The following is a 20,961-nucleotide window of genomic DNA, read 5'->3' on the forward strand; positions in this document are numbered from 1 at the left end:
CCTTTCAGTCCCGATAACGCGCGACCGGCGGCGTCGGTGCCGGACCCAGCGGTGTCAGCCACCGCACGTAGATCCCGCGCCACGTGCCGTCGGTGCGCATCCGCTCCAGCACGCCGTTGACGAACCGGACGAGGTCCTCCTGGCCCTTCGGGACCCCCACCCCGTAGGACTCGTCGGTGAACCGCGACCCCACCACCTCGGTGTACGGGTCCTGCGCCGCGAGGCCCGCGAGGATCGTGTCGTCGGTCGAGATCGCGTCCGTCTGCCCCTGTTGCAGCATCACCAGGCAGTCCGTCCAGTTCGGCACGCTCACCGTCGTCTTCGCCCTGTTCACGACGTTGTTCAGCGACGTCGACCCCGACGCCACGCACACCCGCTTGTCCGCGAGGCCCTCCACACCGGTGATCCCGGAGTTGCGGCGCACCAGCACCCGCTGCCCGGCCTGGTAGTAGACCTGCGAGAAGTCCACGTCCCTGAGCCGGTCACACGTGATCGTCATCGTGCGGACCACGACGTCGACCGCGCCGCTCTGCAGCATCGGGATCCGCTCCGCCGCCGTCACCACCTTGAACTGCACCTTCTTCTCGTCGCCGAACACGGCCTTCGCGATCTGCCGCGCCACGTCGACGTCGAAGCCCTCGATCTCGCCGGTGAACGAGTTGCGGAACCCCATCAGGTACGAGTTCTGGTCCACCCCGGCGATCAGGCGGCCGCGTTGCGCGATCCTCGCCATCGTGGAGCCGTCCGGCATCTGCCCGGGCTGCGGCAGCGCGCCGGGCCGCAGACTCGCCGTCGCGTCGCACGAGGGCGGCGGGTTCGCCTGGCTGCTCGGCGCCGCCGACACCGTGCTCGCGTTCGCCGGCTGCGGGGCCGGGGCCGATCGCGGCACGACCTCGCTGGGCGCCGGTCCCGCCGCACACGCCCCGAGCAGCAGCACCGCTGCCAGCGCCAGTCGCCTCACCTGTACTCCTTGAGCCGCTGCCACAACCCCATCGCCGCGCCCGCCGCACCGACCACCGCGAGCACCAGCACCCCGACCGCCGTGCCCGACAGCGACACCCGCGCCACCGCCACCTCGTCGCTGAAGTCCTGCCGCGCCTCGCCGATCCCGCGCACCAGCGCCTGGTCCAGCGAGTCGAAGTACGGGCTGCCGATCAACGACACCGCCTCGGTGTACTGCCCGGCGTCGTCGGCCTCGCGGATGCGCTGGTGCACCTGCTGCCACTGCCGGAACTGCTTCATCGCCTCGTCGACCGCCGCGGTGTCGTCGAGCTTGATCGCCTGGTCCAGCAGCCCTTCCAGCCGCTCGGACACCTCGACGAAGTTCTTCTCGTACGTCTGCCCCGCACCGCGCGCGACCAGCGTCAGCGTCTCCTCGCCGCGGGCGGTCAGCGTCGCGATCCGCGCCTGCGCCAGCACGTCGACCTTCTGCGACGCCGCCCGCGAGTCCGCCACGTCGTTCATGACCAGCACCGACACCGTCGTCATCCACAGCAACGACAGCGCCGCCGCCCCCGTGGCCACGAGCAGGCCGACGTTGAGCAGCCGGTTCGTCTTGCGCGTCAGGTACCGCTGGGTGAGCACCAGCGCGATCACGAACGCCAGCGCCACCGCCACCGAGCCCCACGGGAAGCTCGCCTCGTCCTGCGCCCGCGCCACCCGGCCGGTCTCCGCCCGGTACAGCTCCTGCGCCGCCGGCAGCAGCTGCGTGCGCATCAGCCCCGACGCCTCACGCAGATACGCGGCGCCCACGGGGAAGCCCTGCCGGTTGTTCGTGCGCGCCGTCTCGATCAGCCCCGTGTACACCGGCAGCTGTGCGGCCAGCGTCGCCGTGAGCTCAGGCGAGGTGGCCGTCGCCACCGACAGCGCCGCCTGCGCCTGCGCGATGTCGGCCTCGTAGCGTTCCCGCAGCTCGGAGGGCTCCAGGCCGCCCGAGAGGAACGCGCTCGCCGCCGTCGCGTCGGCGTCCTGCAACGCCCGGTAGACCTCCTGCGCCGCGTGCGCCAGGGGCTCCGACCGCGTCGCCAGGTCCTCGAGCGCCCGCTCCTGCCGGTTCACGCTCCACGTCGTCAGCCAGCCGCTCGCCAGGCTCGCCACGACCAGCACCACGACGATGAGGCTGAGCCGTCCCGGCGTCGACCGCGCCAGACCGGTGACGCGGCGCACCAGCGCCTGCCGCGGCTGCGAGTCGACCACCACGAGCGAGCCTCCCGAACGGCGAGTTGATCGGCGTGGCGTAACTGTAGGCACCTCAGTGACACCGCGTCGGAATTAACGACCCATCCCGTGAGACGTCACTCAGGAGTTACACCCCCGCGCGACGCGACCAGCCGCGCCACCCCGTCCAGGATCATCTCCAGCCCGAACTCGAACGAGTGCTCCGGGCTGAACGCGCTCTGGTGCGCCTCCCCGACAGCGGCCCCCACCCGTGCGGCGACGGGGAAGCGGGCCGGGTCGAACACCGTCATCAGCACCGGCGCGGCGGCGTCCCACCACTGCTGGTCCGTCAGCCCGGTCTGCTTCTCCGTCACCGCGGCCGCCGTGAGGTCGCGCGCCGAGTTCTGCACGTGCCCGAGCACCAGGTTGAGCACCGAGTCCATCTCCACGTCCGAGAGCCCCACGCCCTCCAGGCCGCGCAGCTCGAAGTCGTACTTCGCCGCCACCTGCGGGCCCAGCACCGTGCGGGCCGGCGCGACCTGCAACAACCACGGGTGCCGCCGGTACAGCGCCAGGTTCTCCCGCGCCACGTACGTCAGGTGCGCCCGCCAGCCCTGCGCGGGCTCCCGGCCCGTGGCCGCCTGCACCGTGTCGACCATGACGTCAACCAGCTCGCCCTTGCCCGGCACGTAGGTGTAGAGCGACATCGTCCCCACGCCCAGTGCCTCGGCCACACGCCGCATCGACAGCGCCTTGAGCCCGTCGGCGTCGGCCAGGGTGATGCCCGCCTGCACGATGCGGTCCACGCTCAGGTCCGGCTTGCCCTTGCGCGACACGCGCTCCTGGGTGCGCCACAGCAACGCCAGCGTCCGCGCCGGGTCACCGCTGCCCGTGTGTTCGATCACGGGCACGACACTACCGTACCGTATGGTGTACGGTACAAGGTATGTTCGTGCCTGCCGATCCGCCCCGCTTCGGCCAGTTCGACGGAAAACCGCTGATCGAAGCGTTGCCGGAGGTGCTTGCGAGCGACGGCTACTGGAATGTGGCGGCCGCGACCGCGCTCACCCTCGTCGCGCGGGGCCGCATCGTGCCCGGCGTGACGGCCGCGGGTCACGACACCTGGCGCGTCGGACCCCTCGACCACGCCGACGAGCTGCACCTGCGCCAGCTCGCCGCCCACGACGACTACGACCGGCTCCGCGCGTTCCTCGACGCCGTCGCCGACACCCTGCCCCGCACCGGCACCGGGCCGTTCGCGGGCACCGAGGCCTGCGACGTCTCCGCGCTCAAGGCGTGGGCCGACGAGCAGATCACGATCTCCCTGCGCATCGAGACCACCGACGACCTGCGCTTCCGCGGCATCGTGCAGGTCCGCGCCGTCACCGACCCCTACCCGCGCGACGTGCGCGGCTCCGGCCGCGAGCTCGACGCCATCCGCGCGATCAGCCGCGTCGACTGGCCGCCGCTGCAACGCCTGCTCGACGCCGCCGAGCTCACCGACGGCGAGGTCGGCGAACTGCTCGCCACCGACATCGAGGTCCACTGGCCGCGCGAGCTCACCACCGGCCTGTCCGCGAAGGCCGTCATCGGCGAGCCCGGTGGCGCGTTCCAGGCAGGCGACCTGCTCGCGTTCGACTGGCGGCTCGCCCTCGGCGGCCAGGAGCTGACCCAAGCCGAGATGGACCTCGTCGCCGAGGCGTCCCGGCCGGTCGTGAAGCTGCGCGACCAGTGGGTGCTCGTCGACCCCGGTCTGAAGAAGAAAGCCCGTCAGCAGCTCAAGCCGCTGACCGCCGCGCAGGCCGTCACCGCCGCCCTCACCGGCGTCGCCATCATCGACGGCGAACGCGCCGAGGTCGCGCCGCACAGCCTCACCGCCGCGATCACCACCGTGCCCGAGTTCCCCCAGCCCGCCGCGCTGCGGGCCCGGCTGCGCGACTACCAGCTGCACGGCCTGCGCTGGCTCGCCCACATGACGAGCCTCGGCCTCGGCGCCTGCCTCGCCGACGACATGGGCCTCGGCAAGACCATCACCCTCATCGCCCTGCACCTGCACCGCGCCGACCCCCGTCCCACGCTCGTCGTCTGCCCGGCCTCACTGCTCGGCAACTGGGAACGCGAGATCCGCCGCTTCGCCCCCGGCACACCCGTCACCCGCTACCACGGTCCACAACGGACCCTGTCGTCCGGCGGCGTCGTGCTCACCACCTACGGCACCATGCGCCTGGACGCCGAGGCGTTGCGCGGCCACGACTGGGGCATGGTCGTCGCCGACGAGGCCCAGCACGTGAAGAACCCGCACTCCGGCACCGCCAAGGCACTGCGCTCCCTCCCCAGCGGCGCGCGCGTCGCGTTGTCCGGCACGCCCGTGGAGAACTCGCTGTCGGAGCTGTGGGCCGTGCTCGACTGGACGACCCCGGGCCTGCTCGGCACGCACCGCGCGTTCCGCACCCGCTGGCCCGAACCCGACGACACCCTCGCCAAGGTCGTCCGCCCGTTCCTGCTGCGCCGCCGCAAGACCGACCCCGGCGTCGCCCCCGAACTGCCCGCCAAGACCGAGACCGACCGCTACGTCTCGCTGTCGGTCGAGCAGGCCGCGCTCTACGAGGCACTGACCCGCGAAACCCTCGACCAGATCGCGCACTCCGACGGCATCGCCCGCCGCGGGCTCGTGCTGAAACTGCTCACCGGCCTCAAGCAGATCTGCAACCACCCGTCGCACTACCTCGGTCACGACGCGCTGCAGGGCACCTCCGGCAAGCTCGACCTGCTCGACGAACTCCTCGACACGATCGTCGCCGAGGACGGCTCCGCGCTGATCTTCACCCAGTACGTCGGCATGGCCCGGCTGCTGGAGCGCCACATCAAGCAGCCCACCCGGTTCCTGCACGGCGGCACCCCCGTGCCGCAGCGCGAGCAGATGGTCGACGACTTCCAGAACGGCCGCGCGCCCGTGTTCCTGTTGTCGCTCAAGGCCGCCGGGACCGGGCTCAACCTCACCCGCGCCGACCACGTGATCCACTTCGACCGCTGGTGGAACCCCGCCGTCGAGGACCAGGCCACCGACCGCGCCTACCGCATCGGCCAGACCAGGCCCGTCCAGGTGCACAAGCTCGTCACCGAGGGCACCGTCGAGGAACGCATCGCCGCGCTCCTGCAGGGCAAGCGCGACCTCGCCGACGCCGTCCTGCACGGGGGAGAGGCCGCCTTCACCGAACTCACCGACGCCGAACTCGCCGAACTCGTCCAGCTCAGGAGCGCGCAATGACCGCACGCGGGTACGCCGCGTTCCCCAAGGTGAAGCGCCGCATCGCCACCTCGTGGTGGGGCAAGGCCTGGGACAAGGCCCTCAAGGACACCGCGCTCGACTCCGGCATGCTCAAGCTCGGCCGCCGCTACGCCCACGCCGGCGTCGTCGGCCCGATCACCGTCAGCCCCGGCCGCCTGCACGCGCAGGTCCACGACGACGACACCGTCCACAGCACCACCGTCAGCGTCCCGGTGCTCACGGAGGTCCAATGGGGACGGTTACTCGACCGCGTCGCCGAGAACTCCGCGCACATCGCCGCGTTGCTGGACAACGACATGCCGCGCGACCTCGTCCTCGCCGCCGAGGAGTCCGGAGTGGACCTGCTGCCCGGCATCGGCGACCTCGAACCCGACTGCGACTGCGACGGCTGGGAACTGCCGTGCCGCCACGCCGCCGCGCTCGCCTTCCAGGTCGGCTGGCTGCTCGACGCCGACCCGTTCGTCCTGCTGCTGCTCAAGGGAAAACCGGAACAGGAACTCCTCGACGCCCTGCGCGAGCGCGTCGCCGGTCCCGTCGGCACCAGAACACCTGTGGTGGTTTCACACGAAGAAGCAGGTCAGCTGCCTGATCGTCCACCGCTTCCCGCCACCACACCTGTGGTGCTCGCGGTCGAGCCGCCCCCCGGTTTCGAGGCCGCGGAACTCGTGGCGCTGATGGAGACCGCCGCGTCCCGCGCCCGCGCGCTGCTGCGTTCGGGCACTCTCGAAGGGTGATCACCGAGAAGCAGAAGATGATGACCGGCCTGCTGTACAAGGACTCCGACCCCGACCTGGTCGCCGAACGGCAGCGCGCCCAGGCGTTGGTGGACGAGTTCAACGCCACCCGCTCCGGCGAGGTGATCACGAAGCTCTTCGGCTCGATCGGCGAGGGCTCGTGGGTCATGCCGCGGTTCCAGTGCGACTACGGCTACCAGATCCACCTGGGCTCCAACAGCTTCCTCAACTACGACGCCATCCTCATGGACTGCGCCACCATCACCATCGGCGACGACGTCTCCATCGGGCCCCGCGCCCAGCTGCTCACCGCGCTGCACCCGATCGAGGACCACGAGGCCCGCCGGCAACGCTTCGAGTCCGCCGCGCCGATCGTGATCGGCGACAACGCGTGGCTCGGCGGCGGCGTCATCGTCTGCGCCGGTGTCACGATCGGCGAGAACTCGGTCATCGGAGCCGGTAGCGTCGTCACGCGCGACATCCCGCCGCGCGTGCTCGCCGTCGGCAATCCCTGCAAGGTGGTCCGTGAGCTCTAAGACGCACATCGAGCCGTTGGTCCTGCTCGGGCTGACGGTGGTGGCGCTGGTCGCGTCGGGCATCGGCCCGTACGACCGCGCCACCTGGTACCTCGAGGTCGCCCCCGTCGTGATCGGCGGGGCCCTGCTGGCCGCGACCTACCGGCGGTTCCGGCTGACGCCGCTGCTGTACCGGCTGATCTTCCTGCACGCCCTGGTGCTGCTGCTGGGCGGCCACTACACCTACGCCCGCGTGCCGGCCGGGTTCTGGGTGCAGGACTGGCTCGACCTCGCGCGCAACCACTACGACCGGTTCGCCCACTTCGTGCAGGGCTTCGTGCCCGCGGTCCTCGCCCGCGAGATCCTGCTGCGGCGCTCCCCGCTGCGGCCGGGCGGCTGGCTGTTCTTCCTCGTCGTGTGCGTGTGCCTGGCGTTCAGCGCGACCTACGAACTGGGCGAGTGGCTCGCGGCGGTGCTCGGCGGGTCGGCCGCGGACGAGTTCCTCGGGACCCAGGGCGACGTGTGGGACACCCAGTGGGACATGTTCATGGCACTGTTCGGGGCCCTGGCGGCACAGCTGGCGCTCGCACGCGTGCACGACCGTGAGCTCGCGCGTGTTTGAGCAGGCCATCGCGCACGTCGACCGCCTCTCTGCGGGTGATCCGCTGCCGCGCGATCTCCGCGTGACGCTGAACTTCCACCCCGGCCGCGGTGTGCTCGACAGCCTCGTGCGCGACGGCGTCTACCGCTCCCAGTTCGAGACGGGCACCAGCAACGGCGGACTCGGCGGCGCGCGCCGCGACTGGGAGAGCCGCCTGTTCGGCGGCGCCTACGACCACGCGGCACCCTCGGACCGGCCGAAGTACGGCGCGCTCAACCACCGCCGGCTGGTGTGCGGCGCCGCCCCGCGGTTCGGCTCGGCGCACCTGCGGCTCCGCGAGGACGTGCTCGACCGCACGACGTTCTGCTACCCGGACAGCGTCTTCGAACCGGTCGACTTCGGCACCGCCCGGCACTTCTCGCTGACCGAGGACGAGAGCCTGGACCCCCTCGACAACTACGTCGAGGCCCACGTCCACGGTCCCGTCACCCTCGACGACGTCGAAGCCCTCGTGCTCGACCCGAGCCACCCTCCGGTCGACCTGCCGTGCCCGGTCGAACGCCATCCCGGCTTCCGGCTGTCCACACAGGACCTGCTGCGCCACCCCGGCTACCGCACACCCGAGTCCGTCGCGCTGGGACTGCGACTGGCCCGCGACGGCGTCCTCACCCCGGACCTGCTCGAGCACAGCGACGCGGACCCGCAGGTCGTCAAACACCTGTGGCACCACCTCGCGCGGTTCGGTCACCCCAGGTAGATCGACGCCAGCCGCCGCACCGCCGCCGTCACCTGCTCCCGGAGCTCGGCGGGGTGCAGCACCTCGACCTCGCCGCCCAGCCGCAGCAACATCCCGGTCGCGTGACCCAGCGACTCGATCGGGATCGTCACCCGGAAACCGCCACCGTCGTCCACAACGGACTCCTCCGCCGCCTTCGCCACCACCGGCAGCACGTGCGACGCGAACGACTCCCAGCCGCGCTCCGACAATCTGATCACAGCCTCGCCGGTGTACTGCCGCGACTGGAAGTCCTCCAGCGACTCCGCCCAGTGCGCCGCCAGGTCGAACCCCTCCGGCCTGGTGAACGACTCCTCCAGCACCGCGGCCGCCTGGATCTGCGCCACCCGGTACGTGGAGATCCGCGACAACCCCTGCGCCACCAGGTACCAGCGCCCCGCCTTCAGCACGAGCCCCAGCGGCCGCAGCACCCGCGTCACGTCCTCGGGCGAACGCCACCGCCGGTAGCTGACCTCCAGCAACCGCTCCCGCCACACCGCGTCCGCCACCAGCCCCAGCAACGGTGAGCGCTCCGGGTCGTAGTACCAGGCGGGCGCGTCGAGGTGGAACCGCGTCGCCATCCGCGAGGCCCGGTCCCGCATCGGCGACGGCAACGCCGCCATCAGCTTGAGCTGCGCCGCCGACACCGCGTCCCCGAGCCCCAGGTCCGCCGCCGGCCCCGGCAGCCCGGCCAGGAACAACGACTCGGCCTCCTGCTCGGTCAGGCCCGTCAGCCGCGTGCGGTAGCCGTCGAGCAGCTGGTAGCCGCCGGACGGGCCCGCGTCGCCGTACAGCGGCACGCCGGCCGCGTGCAGCGACTCGACGTCGCGGTAGATGGTGCGGACCGAGACCTCCAGCTCGTCGGCCAGCGCCTGCGCGGTCATCCGCCCCTTGGTCTGGAGGAGCAGCAGCAAGGACACCAACCGGCTCGCGCGCACGCGGCCACACTGCCACAAACCACTGACACACCCTGTCAGGGATAGCTCATATGTTCGACGCATGGCTTTCTACGAGAAGCAGCTGGCGGTCAAGGAACCGCTGGTCGTCGCGGGCAGGCACGTCAAGCGCTACGAGGTGGTCACCCCGGGGCTCGAGATCACCGACGACATCCGCGACGCCGCCTGTGCGTTCCTGCCGGCGATCTACCCGGACTTCGACGACCCGACCCCGCCTGCCACCGTGACGGTCCTGCACCGCAGCGCCGCGGGCATGTACCTCAACGCCTACAACTGGGTCTGGGACAACGTCCTGCACTGCCGCACCGCCGTGTCCGGCGACCAGCCGTTCCTCGGGTCGACCGATCCCGACCTCACGCGCTTCACCGTCATCCCGAAGGACCTCATCGGCTGCGTCTGGGAGCTCCCGCCGCTGGCCCACGAGCGCACCGCGTGGGTCCGGCACGTGCTCGAGCCCGACACGCCGGACTTCGACGGCTACCTCGGCGACGTCATGGCCGAAGGCCTGGTGGGCCGGTGAACGCCGACTGGCAGGGCGCGCCCTCGCGCTGAAAAACGGTGGACGGCGGCGTTAGGTTCGCAGGCATGACCACTCCGGAATCCGTTGTGCGCGCACTGGCCGAACCCACGAGGCTGCGGGCGTTCGCCGCCGTCGTCCTCGGCGCGGGCACCCTGGCCGACGTCGCCGCCGCCTCCGGGCTGAAGGTCAAGGACGCCGGCACCGCGCTGCGCAAGCTCCGCGAGGCCGGGCTGGTCGAAGGGGAACCGGCCCGGCCCGCCGACCTCAAGCCGCTCGCGGCGACGCTCACCGAGGCGATGCCCGCCGACGGGCTCGCGCCGTTCATCCGGGGCGACAGGCTCGTGTCGTTGCCCGTGGCGCACGAGCGCCGCCGCAAGATCCTCGAGCACGTTGCCTCGCACGCCTTCACCGCGCGGACCTACTACGAGGAGCAGGAGATCAACGAGCGGCTCCAGGCGTGGTGCGACGGGGGAGAGCTCGACCACGTCACCATCCGCCGCTACCTCGTCGACTTCGGCCTGCTCGAGCGCGGCGGCGGCCTCTACCAGGCTCAGCCCCTGCCGATGTAGGGCATCCCCGTGGCCATCACGGTCATGAACTGCACGTTGGCGTTCAGCGGCAACCGCGCCTGGTACAGCACGGCGTCGGCCACGTGCTGCACGTCGAACGTCGGCTCCGCCCGGACCTCGAAGTCGGCCTGCAGCACACCGGCGCCCATGCGCTCGGTCATCTCCGTGGCGGCGTTGCCGATGTCGATCTGCCCGCACGCGATGTCGAACGCACGGCCCTCCAGCGACAGCGACTTCGTCAGCCCGGTCATCGCGTGCTTGGTCGCGTTGTAGGCGACGGCGTGCGGGCGCGGCACGGACGCGGAGATGGAGCCGTTGTTGATGATCCGCCCGCCGCCGTGCGCCTTCATCACCTTGAACGCCTCGCGGGCGCACAGGAACGCGCCCGTCAGGTTCACCCCGACGACCTTCTCCCACGCGCTCAAGGAGAACTCCTCGATCGGTGTCGCGCGCACGTTCATGCCGGCGTTGTTGAACAACACGTCCACGCGACCGAAGCGCGCCACCACCGCCTCGAACAACGCGACGACCGAGTCCTCACGCGACACATCGGTCGGCACCACGAGAGCGCTCTCGGGAAAGCCCTCTCCCGTCTGCGCCAGCGCGTCCTCCCGCCGACCGGCCAGCGCCACCTGGAACCCCGCCGCCAGCAGGGTGCGCGCCGCCGCGCGCCCCACCCCGGAACCCGCACCCGTCACGACCGCGACCGCCATCGGTGCTCTCCCCTCTATTCAGCGATTGCACCCAGTGTCCCGTGTGGAGTAGATCCTGGGTGTGGAGTGTGAAGAGGACACCTGCCTGCTGTGCGCGGGGTCCGGAACCATGTCGTGGCAACAACCCGTCCCCGGTGCTGAAGGCCTTGTGCTGCACGAGATGTCGCACCCGTGCCCACGCGGGTGCTCCGGCTGGTGGAGGCTCCCGCACGGGGAGAGCAGAGGGGTCGTCCCCGGGAATGTCACAGGCAATGTCGCACGTGCCAACGAGATTCCAGCCGGTCCGTCCACCCAGGCCTGATCACCGAGCGTGAACGGTGGGGGTCACCCATTATTGCCAGGAGGGTCCCTGCTTGGCGGCTGCGCCCACTCCGAGTGCGAGCGGACACTGTTCTTCTGTGAAGGAGTGCAGCCGTTGCCTTGGTTCTGGGCTCAACGAGGACCGGACCGCCTGCCGGGTCTGCGGAGGCCTGGGTCAGGTCCCGGACCGCTAGCCGAGCCTACTTCTTCGTCATCAAGGTCGGGCCGAGGATCCGGCGGGCCAACCGCCGGGTCAACGACTTCGGCTTGCGCGCGGCCGCCTGTGCGGCCGCGGTGGTGGGCGTTGCCGGTGGAGTGGTCGCCGCAGGGGTGGAAGCCGGGGTCACCGGAGCGACACCGGGAACCGTCGCCGGCTCCGGCGGCAGGGGTGAGATCTTCGCGAACACCTGGGTCTCGGCCTCGACATTGCCGGGCTGCTGCTGCTCGATCGGCACGCGGAGATCTTGCCATCGGGGTCGTTCGCGCTTCGAACGAGGGGCCGCCTGTCGTGCGCACGGTCACGTTTGGACACCGCCGCGCCGTGTGTGTGGCGGGCGTCACGCAGCACACTGGGGCGTGACGGCCCCAGGCGGAGTGTGATGACTGAGACGACCGAGCGCGCGAACGTCGGGCCGCCCGACACGCGGCTCTGGGAACAGATCGCGCAGGGCGACCACGCCGCGTTCACGGAGTTGTTCGAACGCCACGCCGAAGCGGTCTGGAACTACGCCTACCGGCTGACGGCCTCCTGGTCGCAGGCCGAGGACCTGCTCTCCGCGACGTTCCTGACGGCGTGGAGGAAGCGGGGAGACGCCCAGCTCGTGCGGGACTCGGCGCTGCCGTGGCTCTACACCGTGACCGCCAACCGCGCGCGTACCGAATGGCGGGCCTCGCGCCGGGCGTTGCGGCTGGTCACCAGGCTGACCCCGCAGGACGAGCGCGACCACGCCGACGAGGTCGCCGCCCGCACCGACGCCCAGCGCCGACTGGCCGAGGTGGTGGCGGCCATCGCGAAGCTGCCCGCGTCCGAGCGGGAGATCGCGCAGCTGTGCCTGCTCGGCGACGTGTCCACCGCGGACGCCGCCGCGCTCCTCGGCATCACCGAGTCGAGCGTGCGCGCCCGCGTCTCCCGCACCCGCGCCCGGTTGCGCGACCTGACTCCCGAGGACACCCCGTGATCGACCAGATGCCCGAACACCGCGCACTGCCCGACGACGTGCGCATGCGAGCCCGTCAGCGCATCAGCGAAGGCATGCGGCCGGCCGCGCGCAACGGCCGCCCCGCGCTCATCGCCGCCGGCGTGAGCATGCTCGCGGCCGGCGCCGTGGTCGCCGGGCAGGTCCTGCTCGGCGGGTCGGCCGACCCCGCCGCGCCGCCCATGCAGCACAACGGCGAGTTCGTCGGCACCGACCGCAAGATCGTCTACGAGGTCCGGCGCGGCGAGGTGGACCCGGACGTGCTGGCCCGCTGCGCGGCCGCCGCGAAGGACCACCCACCGGCCGGGGAGTGGCAGACGATCGCGACCAGCCGCAACGCCGGCACCGTCCTGACCGCCTTCCGGGTGCCCGCCGGTGTCTTCTTCTGCGCCACCACCGCGGTCACGACCACGATCTCCGCGCCCGACCCCGCCAGGCTGCAGCCGGGCGACCGCCAGGCGAAGATCCTCTTCACCACGACCTCGGGCGCCATGGCCGGACTGGTGTCCCCGGACGTCGCGATCCTCAACCTCGCCCGCGTCGGCGACCAGGGCCTGAACAACGCCCTCCCGGCCGTGGTGGACGGCCTGTTCCTCGAACCGAACGGCTACACCAAGGCCGAGACCGGCACGACGGCCATGTCCGCGGGCCGGGAGTGGCTGGTCAGCGGCGTGCCGAGGCCCACCCCGCCGGTGGTCGACCGCCCGCAGCCGCCCGCACCGCGCGACACGCCCCAGGAACAGCGGTTCGCCCAGTGCCTGCGCGACCGCCCGATCCCGGACCCCGACCAGTTCGCGCTCGGCGTCGCCGCGAAGGTGGGACCGAACGAGACGATCATGGCGGGCCGCTTCGGAGACCTCCTGCTGCTGTGCAACGACACCGGGGGACCGGTGCCGGGCCGCGTCCACGAGTCCGCCGACCTCCAGGAGGTGCGCGGGTCCACGATCGCGGCGCTCGGCGCCTCCTACGACTTCAAGACGCACCTGTCGCTGGAGGGCGTGGAGTACAACGGGAGCACGTCGTTGGCGGCGGTCGGCCTCGTGCTCGACCCGAGGGTCGCCTCGATCACCTACACCCGGCCCGGCGTGGCCGACGTGCCCGCCTCGCTCGGCGGCGGCACGTTCGTCCTGGCGGCGCCGCTGATCGACCAGCATCCCGACGCGCGTGTGGTCGTGCGGGACGCGGCGGGGAACGTCCTGGAGTCGATCACTCCGCAGCACGGGCGTTAGCGAGGACGACCAGCAGGGTGAAGGCGGGTAAAGCGGTGGACAGCCGCGTCACGATTCGTCCGTGAGGACCGAACGCCTGACCCTGCGCCCGATGCGGCCGTCCGATGCCGACGCGGTGCGCGCGCTGCACGCCGACCCCGAGGTCATGCGGTTCCTCGACCCGGCACCGGTCGAGGACTACCTCGGCGACGGCTTCCACGCCGCGCACGAGAACGCGAGCGGCCGGTTCGTGGGCTGGTTCGAGTTCAAGGGCACCGGTGTCGTCGAGCTCGGCTACCGGCTGCACCGGGAGTTCTGGGGCCTCGGCTACGCCACCGAGGGCGGGAAAGCCCTGATCGAACGCGGTTTCACGACTGCGGGCGTGCAGCGCGTCGTCGCCACGACGATGTTCGTCAACACCGGCTCGCGGCGCGTGATGGTCAAGTGCGGGCTGCGGCACGTGCGCACGTTCCACGTCGACTTCCCGGATCCGCTGCCCGGCGCGGAATACGGAGAGGTGGAGTACGCGCTTACAGGAGAAGAGTGGCACCGGGCTCGGGGGGAACGTCGTGTGGCAGACGGAATCGGTTGATTTGGGCGCGTACTTCGCGCGAACGGGCGCATCGGCGTCGAGTTCGTTGACGGAGTTGCACGAAGCGCATGTGCGCGCCATTCCGTTCGAGAACATCGACGTGATGCTCGGCCGGGTGCCCTCACTCGACCTGGTCGACATTCAAGACAAGATGGTGAGGAGTCGGCGCGGCGGTTATTGCTACGAGCACCAGCTGCTGTTCACGGCAGTGCTCGAACGACTCGGCTACGCGGTGAGCCGGCAGATGAGCCGGGTGAAGACCGGACCCCGCACGCACTTCATGTCCGTCGTGGACGACCAACTCGTCGACGTCGGTTTCGGCGCCGGGAAGCTGCACCCCATGCCGCTCGTCGACGGCGCGGTCGTGGACCAGGCCGGGTGGCCGCACCGCCTGCGCCGCGAGGACGGCCGCTGGGTGCTGGAGAAGCAGGTCGAGGACGGCTGGGAGCCGCAGCACGCGTTCGAGACCGGCATCGAACAGCGGCCCGTCGACTACATGGCCGCCAACTACTACGTCGCCACGCACGAGCGTTCGCCGTTCAGCCGTCAGCTCGTCGTCATGCGGCTCGAACCCGGTTTGAGCCGCCGTTTGGTGGGGCGCGAGTTCACCGTCGAGCGGGCGGGGGAGAAACCTGAGAATTCTCAGGTCGACGACCTCGGGAAAACGCTGGAATCGCTGGACATCACGCTTACCGACAGGGAGCTGAGTCACATCGGATCAGGTTTGGGAACAGAATCGGGGGCCCGTTCGTAGTAGCAGGTGTAGGGATCGCAATTCGGAGGTGTTGGAAATGACCACCGCGACTCCGTTCGCCACGGGAACGAATTCCACGGGCGCCAACGCACTGCCCACCCCGCCCACGGGCTGGCCCATCGGTTCCTACGGGACCTACGAAGAGGCCCAGCGCGCCGTGGACCACCTGGCGGACAACGACTTCCCGGTCGCGGACGTCACCATCGTCGGCGTCGAGCCGATGATCGTCGAGCGCGTCACCGGACGCCTGACCTGGGGCCGCGTCCTCGGCGCGGGTGCCGCGTCGGGTGCCTGGTTCGGTCTGTTCGTCGGTCTGCTGCTCGGCCTGTTCTCGACCGGCGGCGCCCTCGCCCCGATCGTCACGGGTCTGGTCGTCGGTACGGTCTTCGGACTCGCCAGCGCCGCCACGCGCTACGCCGCCACGCGCGGCAAGCGGGACTTCGCCTCGACCACCCAGCTCGTGGCCGGCCGCTACGACGTGCTCAGCCACCCGCGCAGCGCCGAGCGCGGCCGCGAGATGCTGACGGCACTGGCCTGGCGCTCATGACCACCCCGCTGACGGTCGACGAACTGCGCACCGCGATCGACGAGATCCGGCAGACCAGCGCCAAGCTCGGCGCGCAGGCCACCAACCTGGCCGCGCGTGCCGACCAGGACCTGGGCCGCGACGTCGCCGAGATCGTGAAGGACCTGCGGGCCGCCGCCCGTCAGCTGCGGGTCGCCCAGCTGCTGCTGGAACCGGCCCGCGCCGACCTGGCAGCCTAGAAGACCCAGCTCCCACCACAGGAAACGCCGTTCCGGACACCGGGGCGGCGTTTCCGCTTTACTGGCGATCATGGGGAACCTGGGGGTGTCGCGGTGGGCGTGGCGGGCGGCTTTGGTCGTGACCGCCGTGGTGGTGGGGACGTTCCCGTGGAGCGGCGCGCCGATCGGGCTGGCCGCGGTGGTGCCGATCCTGATCTGGTGCGCCCTCGCCCGATCACCGCAGGAGGGTGTGGTCCCAGGGCTCGTCCTGCTGGCACTGCTGGCGTGGTTCGTGGTCCCGCGCGGACTGGGCTGGTCCGGACCGCTCGTGCCGTCGGCCGTCGAGGTGTGCTGGCTCTACCCGATCATCGCGGCGGTCGTCTGCCTGGTCGCCATGCCCCGCGAGCGCGGCCTGACCTCCAGTTCGCTGGGGCTCGTGGCGATGGTCGGCATCGGGTTCCTGGTCACGGCGGTCGTCCTGCTCGACCGGCTGGAAGCGAAGCCTGGTGACGAGGGCGTGTTGCCCGCGCCGTCCGGGCTGCGGGTGGCGGAGGGGACCGGGTACTGCGGCTCGGGCAACTGCTCGCGCGAGGTGACGCTGTCCGGTGCGCGGGCGCCGGAGGTGGTGCGGGAGCACCTCGACTCGCGCGGGTTCTCGGCCAGGACTCCGGAGCGGATGTGCCGGGAGACCGGCCTCGTGTTCACGCACGAGGTGTGCGCGGAACTGGCGACGGCCGGGCCGGACGCCGTCGAAGTCACCTGGTACGTGAACTAGAGGGGCGGCGGGCACGTGGTCCGCCGCCCCTCTTCTGCTGTACGGGCTCCTCTCGTGTCGGCCGGACGGGAACGAGCGTTCGTCGTCAGGCCGGAGGAGATCGCTGCCGCGATCTCGCGAACCCCGCGCGCCACACCCCTCGCATCGGACGGGGTTCGGCGAACCCCGCCGCGGTGACGCGAGGGCGAGGACGCGGCGCCGGCGACGCACCGAAGTTGGCGTCGATGAGCGCTTCGAACTCGGCGCTCACCCAGGCCGGATCGGCGTACACCAGGTCCGCGAAAGCCCTCTCAGTGGTGGTCGGCACCTCGTCTCACTCCCTGAGGAAGAGTTACCAGGTACATATTTTTTGTAGCGCTGACTGTAAATTGTGTCAAGCGCCTACTTGAGGAGTTCGTGTGCCGCTGAGCGACCTCGACGACGAGGACTACCCCGCGTACACCACCGGGCGGGCCGCCGAGGTGCTCGGCGTCCAGCAGGCGTTCCTGCGCAGCCTCGACGCTGCGGAGGTGCTCGTCCCGGGCCGCTCCGGCGGCGGCCACCGGCGGTACTCCCGCCGCCAGCTCGGCCTGGCCCGCCGCTACCGCGTCCTGTTCGACGAGGGCCATTCACTCGTCTCGGCGGCGGTGATCGTGCGGCTCCAGGACGACCTGGCCGCTGCGAACGCCGAGGTCGAAGCGCTGCAGGCGCGGCTGCGCCAGAACTGACCCGGTTTCCGTACGTCATACGGTATTGTTTCCGTATGGCCTACGGAAATGGGGTGGACGGATGGCCGCCGAACGCAGCGGCGGGGGAGACCCGGCCAGGACGCTCGCGCTGCTCTGGCGCAGGCCGCCGGAGCCGAAACCGGTCGGCAGGAAGCCCAAGGTGAGCGTCGACCAGATCGTCACCGCGGCGATCGCGGTGGCCGACCGCGACGGGCTCGGCGCGATGTCGATGGCCCAGGTCGCGCAGGAGCTGAACGTCGGCACGATGTCGCTCTACACGCACGTGCCCGGCAAGGCCGAGCTGATCGACCTCATGGCCGACACGGTCCTGCAGGAACGCGACCTCGCGTCCGAGGGCACGTGGCGTGAGCGCGTCAAGCACTACGCGGACCGCACGCGCGCGGTCTACCAGGCGCATCCGTGGATGCGGGACGTGTCGATGGTGCGGCCGCCGCTCGGGCCGGGGCTGATGGACGGCCAGGAGTTCGTGCTGGCCGCGCTGGCCGACTCCGGGCTGGAGCCCCGCCAGGTCACCGTCGCCCACGTCGCGATCGAGGGGTTCGTGCACGGCGCGGCGGCGTCCGAGGTCGACGACCAGCAGCTCGCGGAGACGACCGGCGAGTCCGGCGACTCGTGGTGGGGCGCGCGGCAGGTCTTCTGGGACGACTACTTCGACGTCGAGCGGTACCCGGCGATGACGGCGTTGTGGAACGCCGGCGCCTACGACACCGAGGGCACGCTCGCGGACACCATCACCGGCTCGTTCGACTACGGGCTCGAGAAGCTGCTCGACGGCATCGAAGGGGGCATGCGATGACGACGCTGGTCACCGGCGCGACGGGCAACGTCGGCCGGCTGGTGGTGCGGGGACTGTCCGGCCACGTCCGGGCGATCACCCGCGACCCGGCCAAGGCGGACCTCCCGCCGCACGTCGAGGTGGTGAAGGCCGACCTCGACGATCCGGATGGCCTCCCGTTCGACGGCGTGGAGAGGCTCTACCTGTTCGCCCACCCGCCGACCGCGCAGGCCGTGGTCGAGCGCGCGGTGCGGGCCGGGGTGCGCCGGATCGTCACGTTGTCCTCGGGCGCGGTGACCTACGGCTACGACACCACCCACCACCTGCCCGTCGAGCGGGCCGTGGAGGCGTCCGGCGTCGAGTGGACCCACCTGCGGCCCGGAGAGTTCGCGGCCAACAAGATCGATCTGTGGGGCCCCTCGATCCGTGAGGACGGCACGGTCGTGCACCCCGAGCCGGACTCGCTCGGGCAGCCGATCCACGAAGCCGACATCGCCGACGTGGCGATCAAGGTCCTGCAGGAGGACGGTCACGCCGGCAAGGCCTACGACCTGTCCGGGCCTCCGCAGCTCACGCAGCGGGACATGGCCCGCGACATCGGCGCCGCGATCGGCCGCACGCTGACGTTCCGCGACGTCACCGTCGACGAGGCGCTCGCCTACTACGTCAGCGTCGGCTGGCCCGAGGAGATCGCGCGGTACGTCCTCGGCCTCGGCGGCTACGAGGGCGGCGAGCCCGACGACTTCAGCGACTACGAGTTCGTCGTGTCACCGGACTACGAGAACCTCACCGGCAGGCCCTACCGCACGTTCGCGCGGTGGGCCCGCGACCACGCCGCCGACTTCCGCGGCTGATCACCGCGTCGATCCCGGACCTCCCCGTTCGACGTCTTCACGAGAGGGCGAACGAGGAGGTCCGGTGCGGTTCATGGTGTTCGTCAGGAGCCCGAGGCCGTTGGCGGCGCTGCACGGGGACGTGCTGCGGCACGCGGGCGTCCTGCTCGACGCCGGAGACCTCGTCCCCGGCGCGTGCGGGGTGTCGGGGTACTGGCTGATCGACGTGCGCGACCACGAAGAGGCCGTGGAGCGGGTGAAGCGCATCGACCTCCCGGCGTGCGTCGTGGAAATACGTCAGGTGGCTGTGGTCTGATGCCCCCATGGGGGCTACCTCGGTGCACCGCACCGTCGACGCGGTCTGGCGGATGGAGTCGGCGAAGGTCATCGCCGCGCTGGCCAGGTACGTGCGCGACGTCGGCCTGGCCGAGGAGATGGCGCAGGACGCCCTGGTCCAGGCACTCGAGCAGTGGCCGGAACAGGGCGTGCCCCGCAACCCCGGCGCCTGGCTGATGACCACGGCGAAACGGCGGGCCGTCGACCAGATCCGGCGGCGCGAGAACTTCGCCCGCAAGGTCGAGGAGATCGGCCGCGACGTCCAGGAGACCACGCCGGACGCCGCCGAGGGCATCGAGGACGAGATCGGCGACGACCTCCTGAGCCTCATGTTCACCGCCTGCCACCCGGTGCTCGGCACCGAGGCACGGGTCGCGCTCACGCTCAAGATGCTCGGCGGCCTCAAGACCGAGGAGATCGCCCGCGCGTTCCTCGTCAGCGACGCCACCGTGGCCCAGCGCATCGTCCGCGCCAAGAAGACCCTGGCCGACGCCGGCGTCCCGTTCGAGGTTCCCGAAGGCCCCGAGCTCGCCTCGCGCCTCGCCAGCGTCCTCGAGGTCCTCTACCTGATCTTCAACGAGGGCTACTCCGCCACGCAGGGCGACGACTGGCTGCGCCCCGAACTCTGCGCCGAGGCGCTGCGCCTAGGCCGCGTGCTCGCCGAGCTCGCGCCCAAGGAGGCCGAGGTCCACGGCCTCGTCGCGCTGATGGAGATCCAGGCGTCGCGGACCAAGGCCCGCACCGGCCCCGGCGGCGAGCCCGTCCTGCTGCTGGAGCAGGACCGCGGCAGGTGGGACTGGCTGCTCATCGGCCGCGGCCTGAAGGCGTTGGAGCGCGCCGAAGCTTTGAACCAGCCGCCCGGCCCGTACTACGTGCAGGCGGCCCTCGCCGCGTGCCACGCCCGTGCGCGCAAGGCCGAGGACACGGACTGGCAGCGCATCGCCGCCCTCTACCAGGTGCTCGCGGGCATCTCGCCGTCCCCGATCGTGGAGCTCAATCGTGCCGTGGCGTTGTCGATGGCGTTCGGGCCCGCCGCCGGCCTCGCGCTCGTGGACGAGATCGCGGGTGAGAAGGCGTTGCAGGGCTACCACCTGCTGCCCAGCGTGCGCGGCGACTTCCTGGTCAAGCTGGGACGCACCGCCGAGGCGAAGGCCGAGTTCGAGAAGGCGGCTTCGCTCACGCGCAACGAACGCGAGCGCACGCTGCTGCTGGAACGCGCCGCCAGCTGCTAAGTCAGCGCGAGCTTCGCGCCCAAAGCCGCGAACGACGCCGCGAAGAACCGCCGCAACCACACCACCACCCGCGGCCGGGCCAGCACGCGGTCGCGCATCGACGCCGCGAACACCCCGTACACGGCGAACACCACGAACGTCAGCGCCATGAACACCGCGCTCAGCGTCACCATCTGCCCGAACCCCGTCGCGAACTGCGGCAGGAACGCCACGAAGAAGATCGTCAGCTTCGGGTTGAGCAGGTTGACCAGCACCGCCGACACCACGACCTTCCGGGCGGACGCCGGTGCCGCGGACGACTCCACGACCAGCTCGTCCTTGTCCCGCAACGTCGCCCACGCCAGGTACAGCAGGTACGCGACGCCCAGGTACTTCACGATCTCGAACGCCAGCGCGCTCGCGTGCAGCAACGCCGCCAGCCCGGTCACCGTGGCCAGCACGTGCGGCACGATCCCCAGCGTGCAGCCGAACGCGGCCACCACGCTCGCCTTCCGCCCGTGCGCGAGGCCGGCGGACAACGTGTACAGCACACCGGTTCCGGGGGTGGCGACCGCTATCAACGTCGTGATCAGGAATGCGAGGCTCATGCCGCAGGACTCTGCCGGGAAAGCGGTCCAGTCAGGAGAGCCAAAAACCACTCACGAAGTTGGACCACTTCG

At 71.1% G+C, this 20,961-nt stretch carries 26 protein-coding genes; 19 read left to right on the forward strand and 7 right to left on the reverse strand.

Annotated elements, in window-relative coordinates; genetic code table 11:
* Positions 1–4: 4 nt before the first annotated feature.
* From ND450_RS08820 to ND450_RS08830, 3 genes are all read right to left on the reverse strand, one after another.
* Complete coding sequence (locus ND450_RS08820; RefSeq protein WP_253325649.1) at positions 5–961, reverse strand: glutamate ABC transporter substrate-binding protein; 957 nt, start codon at positions 959–961, stop codon at positions 5–7.
* A complete protein-coding gene (locus ND450_RS08825) occupies positions 958–2,199 on the reverse strand; it encodes a hypothetical protein (RefSeq protein ID WP_253325650.1) in 1,242 nt (413 codons plus the stop codon). Before ND450_RS08825 ends, ND450_RS08820 begins: the two co-directional genes overlap by 4 nt.
* A gap of 95 nt (positions 2,200–2,294) precedes the next feature.
* Positions 2,295–3,062 (reverse strand): TetR/AcrR family transcriptional regulator, encoded by a 768-nt coding sequence (locus ND450_RS08830; protein WP_253327885.1) that lies wholly within the window; start codon positions 3,060–3,062, stop codon positions 2,295–2,297.
* Between the two features lie 41 nt (positions 3,063–3,103).
* On the opposite strand from ND450_RS08830, the gene ND450_RS08835 reads away from it, so the two are divergent.
* From ND450_RS08835 to ND450_RS08855, 5 genes are read left to right on the forward strand one after another with little or no spacing between them, the layout of a single operon-like run.
* On the forward strand, positions 3,104–5,425 hold the full coding sequence (locus ND450_RS08835) for a DEAD/DEAH box helicase (protein ID WP_253325651.1): 2,322 nt from the start codon (positions 3,104–3,106) through the stop codon (positions 5,423–5,425).
* Positions 5,422–6,180: an SWIM zinc finger family protein gene (locus ND450_RS08840; RefSeq protein ID WP_253325652.1), complete on the forward strand. Its 759-nt coding sequence runs from the start codon at positions 5,422–5,424 to the stop codon at positions 6,178–6,180. Before ND450_RS08835 ends, ND450_RS08840 begins: the two co-directional genes overlap by 4 nt.
* Positions 6,177–6,716 (forward strand): sugar O-acetyltransferase, encoded by a 540-nt coding sequence (locus ND450_RS08845; RefSeq protein WP_253325653.1) that lies wholly within the window; start codon positions 6,177–6,179, stop codon positions 6,714–6,716. The genes ND450_RS08840 and ND450_RS08845 overlap by 4 nt, the downstream gene beginning before the upstream one ends.
* Complete coding sequence (locus tag ND450_RS08850; RefSeq protein WP_253325654.1) at positions 6,706–7,317, forward strand: DUF2238 domain-containing protein; 612 nt, start codon at positions 6,706–6,708, stop codon at positions 7,315–7,317. The genes ND450_RS08845 and ND450_RS08850 overlap by 11 nt, the downstream gene beginning before the upstream one ends.
* Entirely contained in the window at positions 7,310–8,053 is a 744-nt protein-coding gene (locus tag ND450_RS08855; RefSeq protein ID WP_253325655.1) for a DUF3626 domain-containing protein, read from the forward strand. The genes ND450_RS08850 and ND450_RS08855 overlap by 8 nt, the downstream gene beginning before the upstream one ends.
* On the opposite strand, the gene ND450_RS08860 is transcribed toward ND450_RS08855, so the two are convergent.
* The gene (locus ND450_RS08860; RefSeq protein ID WP_253325656.1) at positions 8,041–9,009 is read right to left on the reverse strand and encodes a YafY family protein; all 969 of its coding nucleotides are present in this window, start codon (positions 9,007–9,009) and stop codon (positions 8,041–8,043) included. The two genes, ND450_RS08855 and ND450_RS08860, sit on opposite strands and share 13 nt — an antisense overlap.
* A 61-nt stretch (positions 9,010–9,070) precedes the next feature.
* On the opposite strand from ND450_RS08860, the gene ND450_RS08865 reads away from it, so the two are divergent.
* Both ND450_RS08865 and ND450_RS08870 read left to right on the forward strand, forming a co-directional pair.
* Complete coding sequence (locus ND450_RS08865; RefSeq protein WP_253325657.1) at positions 9,071–9,547, forward strand: hypothetical protein; 477 nt, start codon at positions 9,071–9,073, stop codon at positions 9,545–9,547.
* 65 nt (positions 9,548–9,612) lie between these two features.
* Positions 9,613–10,116, forward strand: coding sequence for a DUF2087 domain-containing protein (locus ND450_RS08870; protein ID WP_253325658.1), 504 nt, complete (start codon positions 9,613–9,615; stop codon positions 10,114–10,116).
* Here ND450_RS08870 and ND450_RS08875 read toward each other — a convergent pair.
* Both ND450_RS08875 and ND450_RS08880 read right to left on the reverse strand, forming a co-directional pair.
* A complete protein-coding gene (locus ND450_RS08875) occupies positions 10,098–10,829 on the reverse strand; it encodes an SDR family oxidoreductase (protein WP_253325659.1) in 732 nt (243 codons plus the stop codon). The two genes, ND450_RS08870 and ND450_RS08875, sit on opposite strands and share 19 nt — an antisense overlap.
* A gap of 500 nt (positions 10,830–11,329) precedes the next feature.
* Positions 11,330–11,584 carry a hypothetical protein gene (locus ND450_RS08880; protein WP_253325660.1) on the reverse strand — a complete coding sequence of 85 codons (255 nt, stop codon included), beginning with the start codon at positions 11,582–11,584 and terminating at the stop codon, positions 11,330–11,332.
* Positions 11,585–11,728: 144 nt separating this feature from the next.
* On the opposite strand from ND450_RS08880, the gene ND450_RS08885 reads away from it, so the two are divergent.
* The 12 genes from ND450_RS08885 (at position 11,729) to ND450_RS08940 (ending at position 20,302) form a co-directional block, all read left to right on the forward strand.
* Complete coding sequence (locus ND450_RS08885; protein ID WP_089920855.1) at positions 11,729–12,307, forward strand: RNA polymerase sigma factor; 579 nt, start codon at positions 11,729–11,731, stop codon at positions 12,305–12,307.
* Positions 12,304–13,554: a hypothetical protein gene (locus ND450_RS08890; RefSeq protein ID WP_253325661.1), complete on the forward strand. Its 1,251-nt coding sequence runs from the start codon at positions 12,304–12,306 to the stop codon at positions 13,552–13,554. The genes ND450_RS08885 and ND450_RS08890 overlap by 4 nt, the downstream gene beginning before the upstream one ends.
* A 61-nt stretch (positions 13,555–13,615) precedes the next feature.
* Complete coding sequence (locus ND450_RS08895) at positions 13,616–14,125, forward strand: GNAT family N-acetyltransferase (RefSeq protein WP_256557472.1); 510 nt, start codon at positions 13,616–13,618, stop codon at positions 14,123–14,125.
* A 55-nt stretch (positions 14,126–14,180) separates the two neighbouring features.
* Positions 14,181–14,879: an arylamine N-acetyltransferase gene (locus ND450_RS08900; protein ID WP_253325662.1), complete on the forward strand. Its 699-nt coding sequence runs from the start codon at positions 14,181–14,183 to the stop codon at positions 14,877–14,879.
* 37 nt (positions 14,880–14,916) lie between these two features.
* On the forward strand, positions 14,917–15,426 hold the full coding sequence (locus tag ND450_RS08905) for a general stress protein (RefSeq protein WP_253325663.1): 510 nt from the start codon (positions 14,917–14,919) through the stop codon (positions 15,424–15,426).
* Positions 15,423–15,644 carry a hypothetical protein gene (locus ND450_RS08910; protein WP_253325664.1) on the forward strand — a complete coding sequence of 74 codons (222 nt, stop codon included), beginning with the start codon at positions 15,423–15,425 and terminating at the stop codon, positions 15,642–15,644. The genes ND450_RS08905 and ND450_RS08910 overlap by 4 nt, the downstream gene beginning before the upstream one ends.
* Positions 15,645–15,714: 70 nt before the next feature.
* Entirely contained in the window at positions 15,715–16,398 is a 684-nt protein-coding gene (locus tag ND450_RS08915; protein WP_253325665.1) for a hypothetical protein, read from the forward strand.
* A gap of 398 nt (positions 16,399–16,796) precedes the next feature.
* Positions 16,797–17,105 carry a MerR family transcriptional regulator gene (locus ND450_RS08920; RefSeq protein WP_089920844.1) on the forward strand — a complete coding sequence of 103 codons (309 nt, stop codon included), beginning with the start codon at positions 16,797–16,799 and terminating at the stop codon, positions 17,103–17,105.
* Between the two features lie 61 nt (positions 17,106–17,166).
* Complete coding sequence (locus ND450_RS08925; RefSeq protein WP_253325666.1) at positions 17,167–17,922, forward strand: TetR/AcrR family transcriptional regulator; 756 nt, start codon at positions 17,167–17,169, stop codon at positions 17,920–17,922.
* Positions 17,919–18,755: an NAD(P)H-binding protein gene (locus tag ND450_RS08930; protein WP_253325667.1), complete on the forward strand. Its 837-nt coding sequence runs from the start codon at positions 17,919–17,921 to the stop codon at positions 18,753–18,755. The genes ND450_RS08925 and ND450_RS08930 overlap by 4 nt, the downstream gene beginning before the upstream one ends.
* Before the next feature lie 64 nt (positions 18,756–18,819).
* Entirely contained in the window at positions 18,820–19,050 is a 231-nt protein-coding gene (locus ND450_RS08935) for a hypothetical protein (RefSeq protein WP_253325668.1), read from the forward strand.
* Between the two features lie 7 nt (positions 19,051–19,057).
* A complete protein-coding gene (locus tag ND450_RS08940) occupies positions 19,058–20,302 on the forward strand; it encodes an RNA polymerase sigma factor (protein WP_253325669.1) in 1,245 nt (414 codons plus the stop codon).
* On the opposite strand, the gene ND450_RS08945 is transcribed toward ND450_RS08940, so the two are convergent.
* Complete coding sequence (locus ND450_RS08945) at positions 20,299–20,889, reverse strand: LysE family translocator (RefSeq protein ID WP_253325670.1); 591 nt, start codon at positions 20,887–20,889, stop codon at positions 20,299–20,301. The two genes, ND450_RS08940 and ND450_RS08945, sit on opposite strands and share 4 nt — an antisense overlap.
* Positions 20,890–20,961 lie beyond the last annotated feature (72 nt).

Origin of the sequence: Lentzea sp. HUAS12, from assembly GCF_024125735.1 — a bacterium.
GTDB classification, from domain to species: domain Bacteria; phylum Actinomycetota; class Actinomycetes; order Mycobacteriales; family Pseudonocardiaceae; genus Lentzea; species Lentzea albida.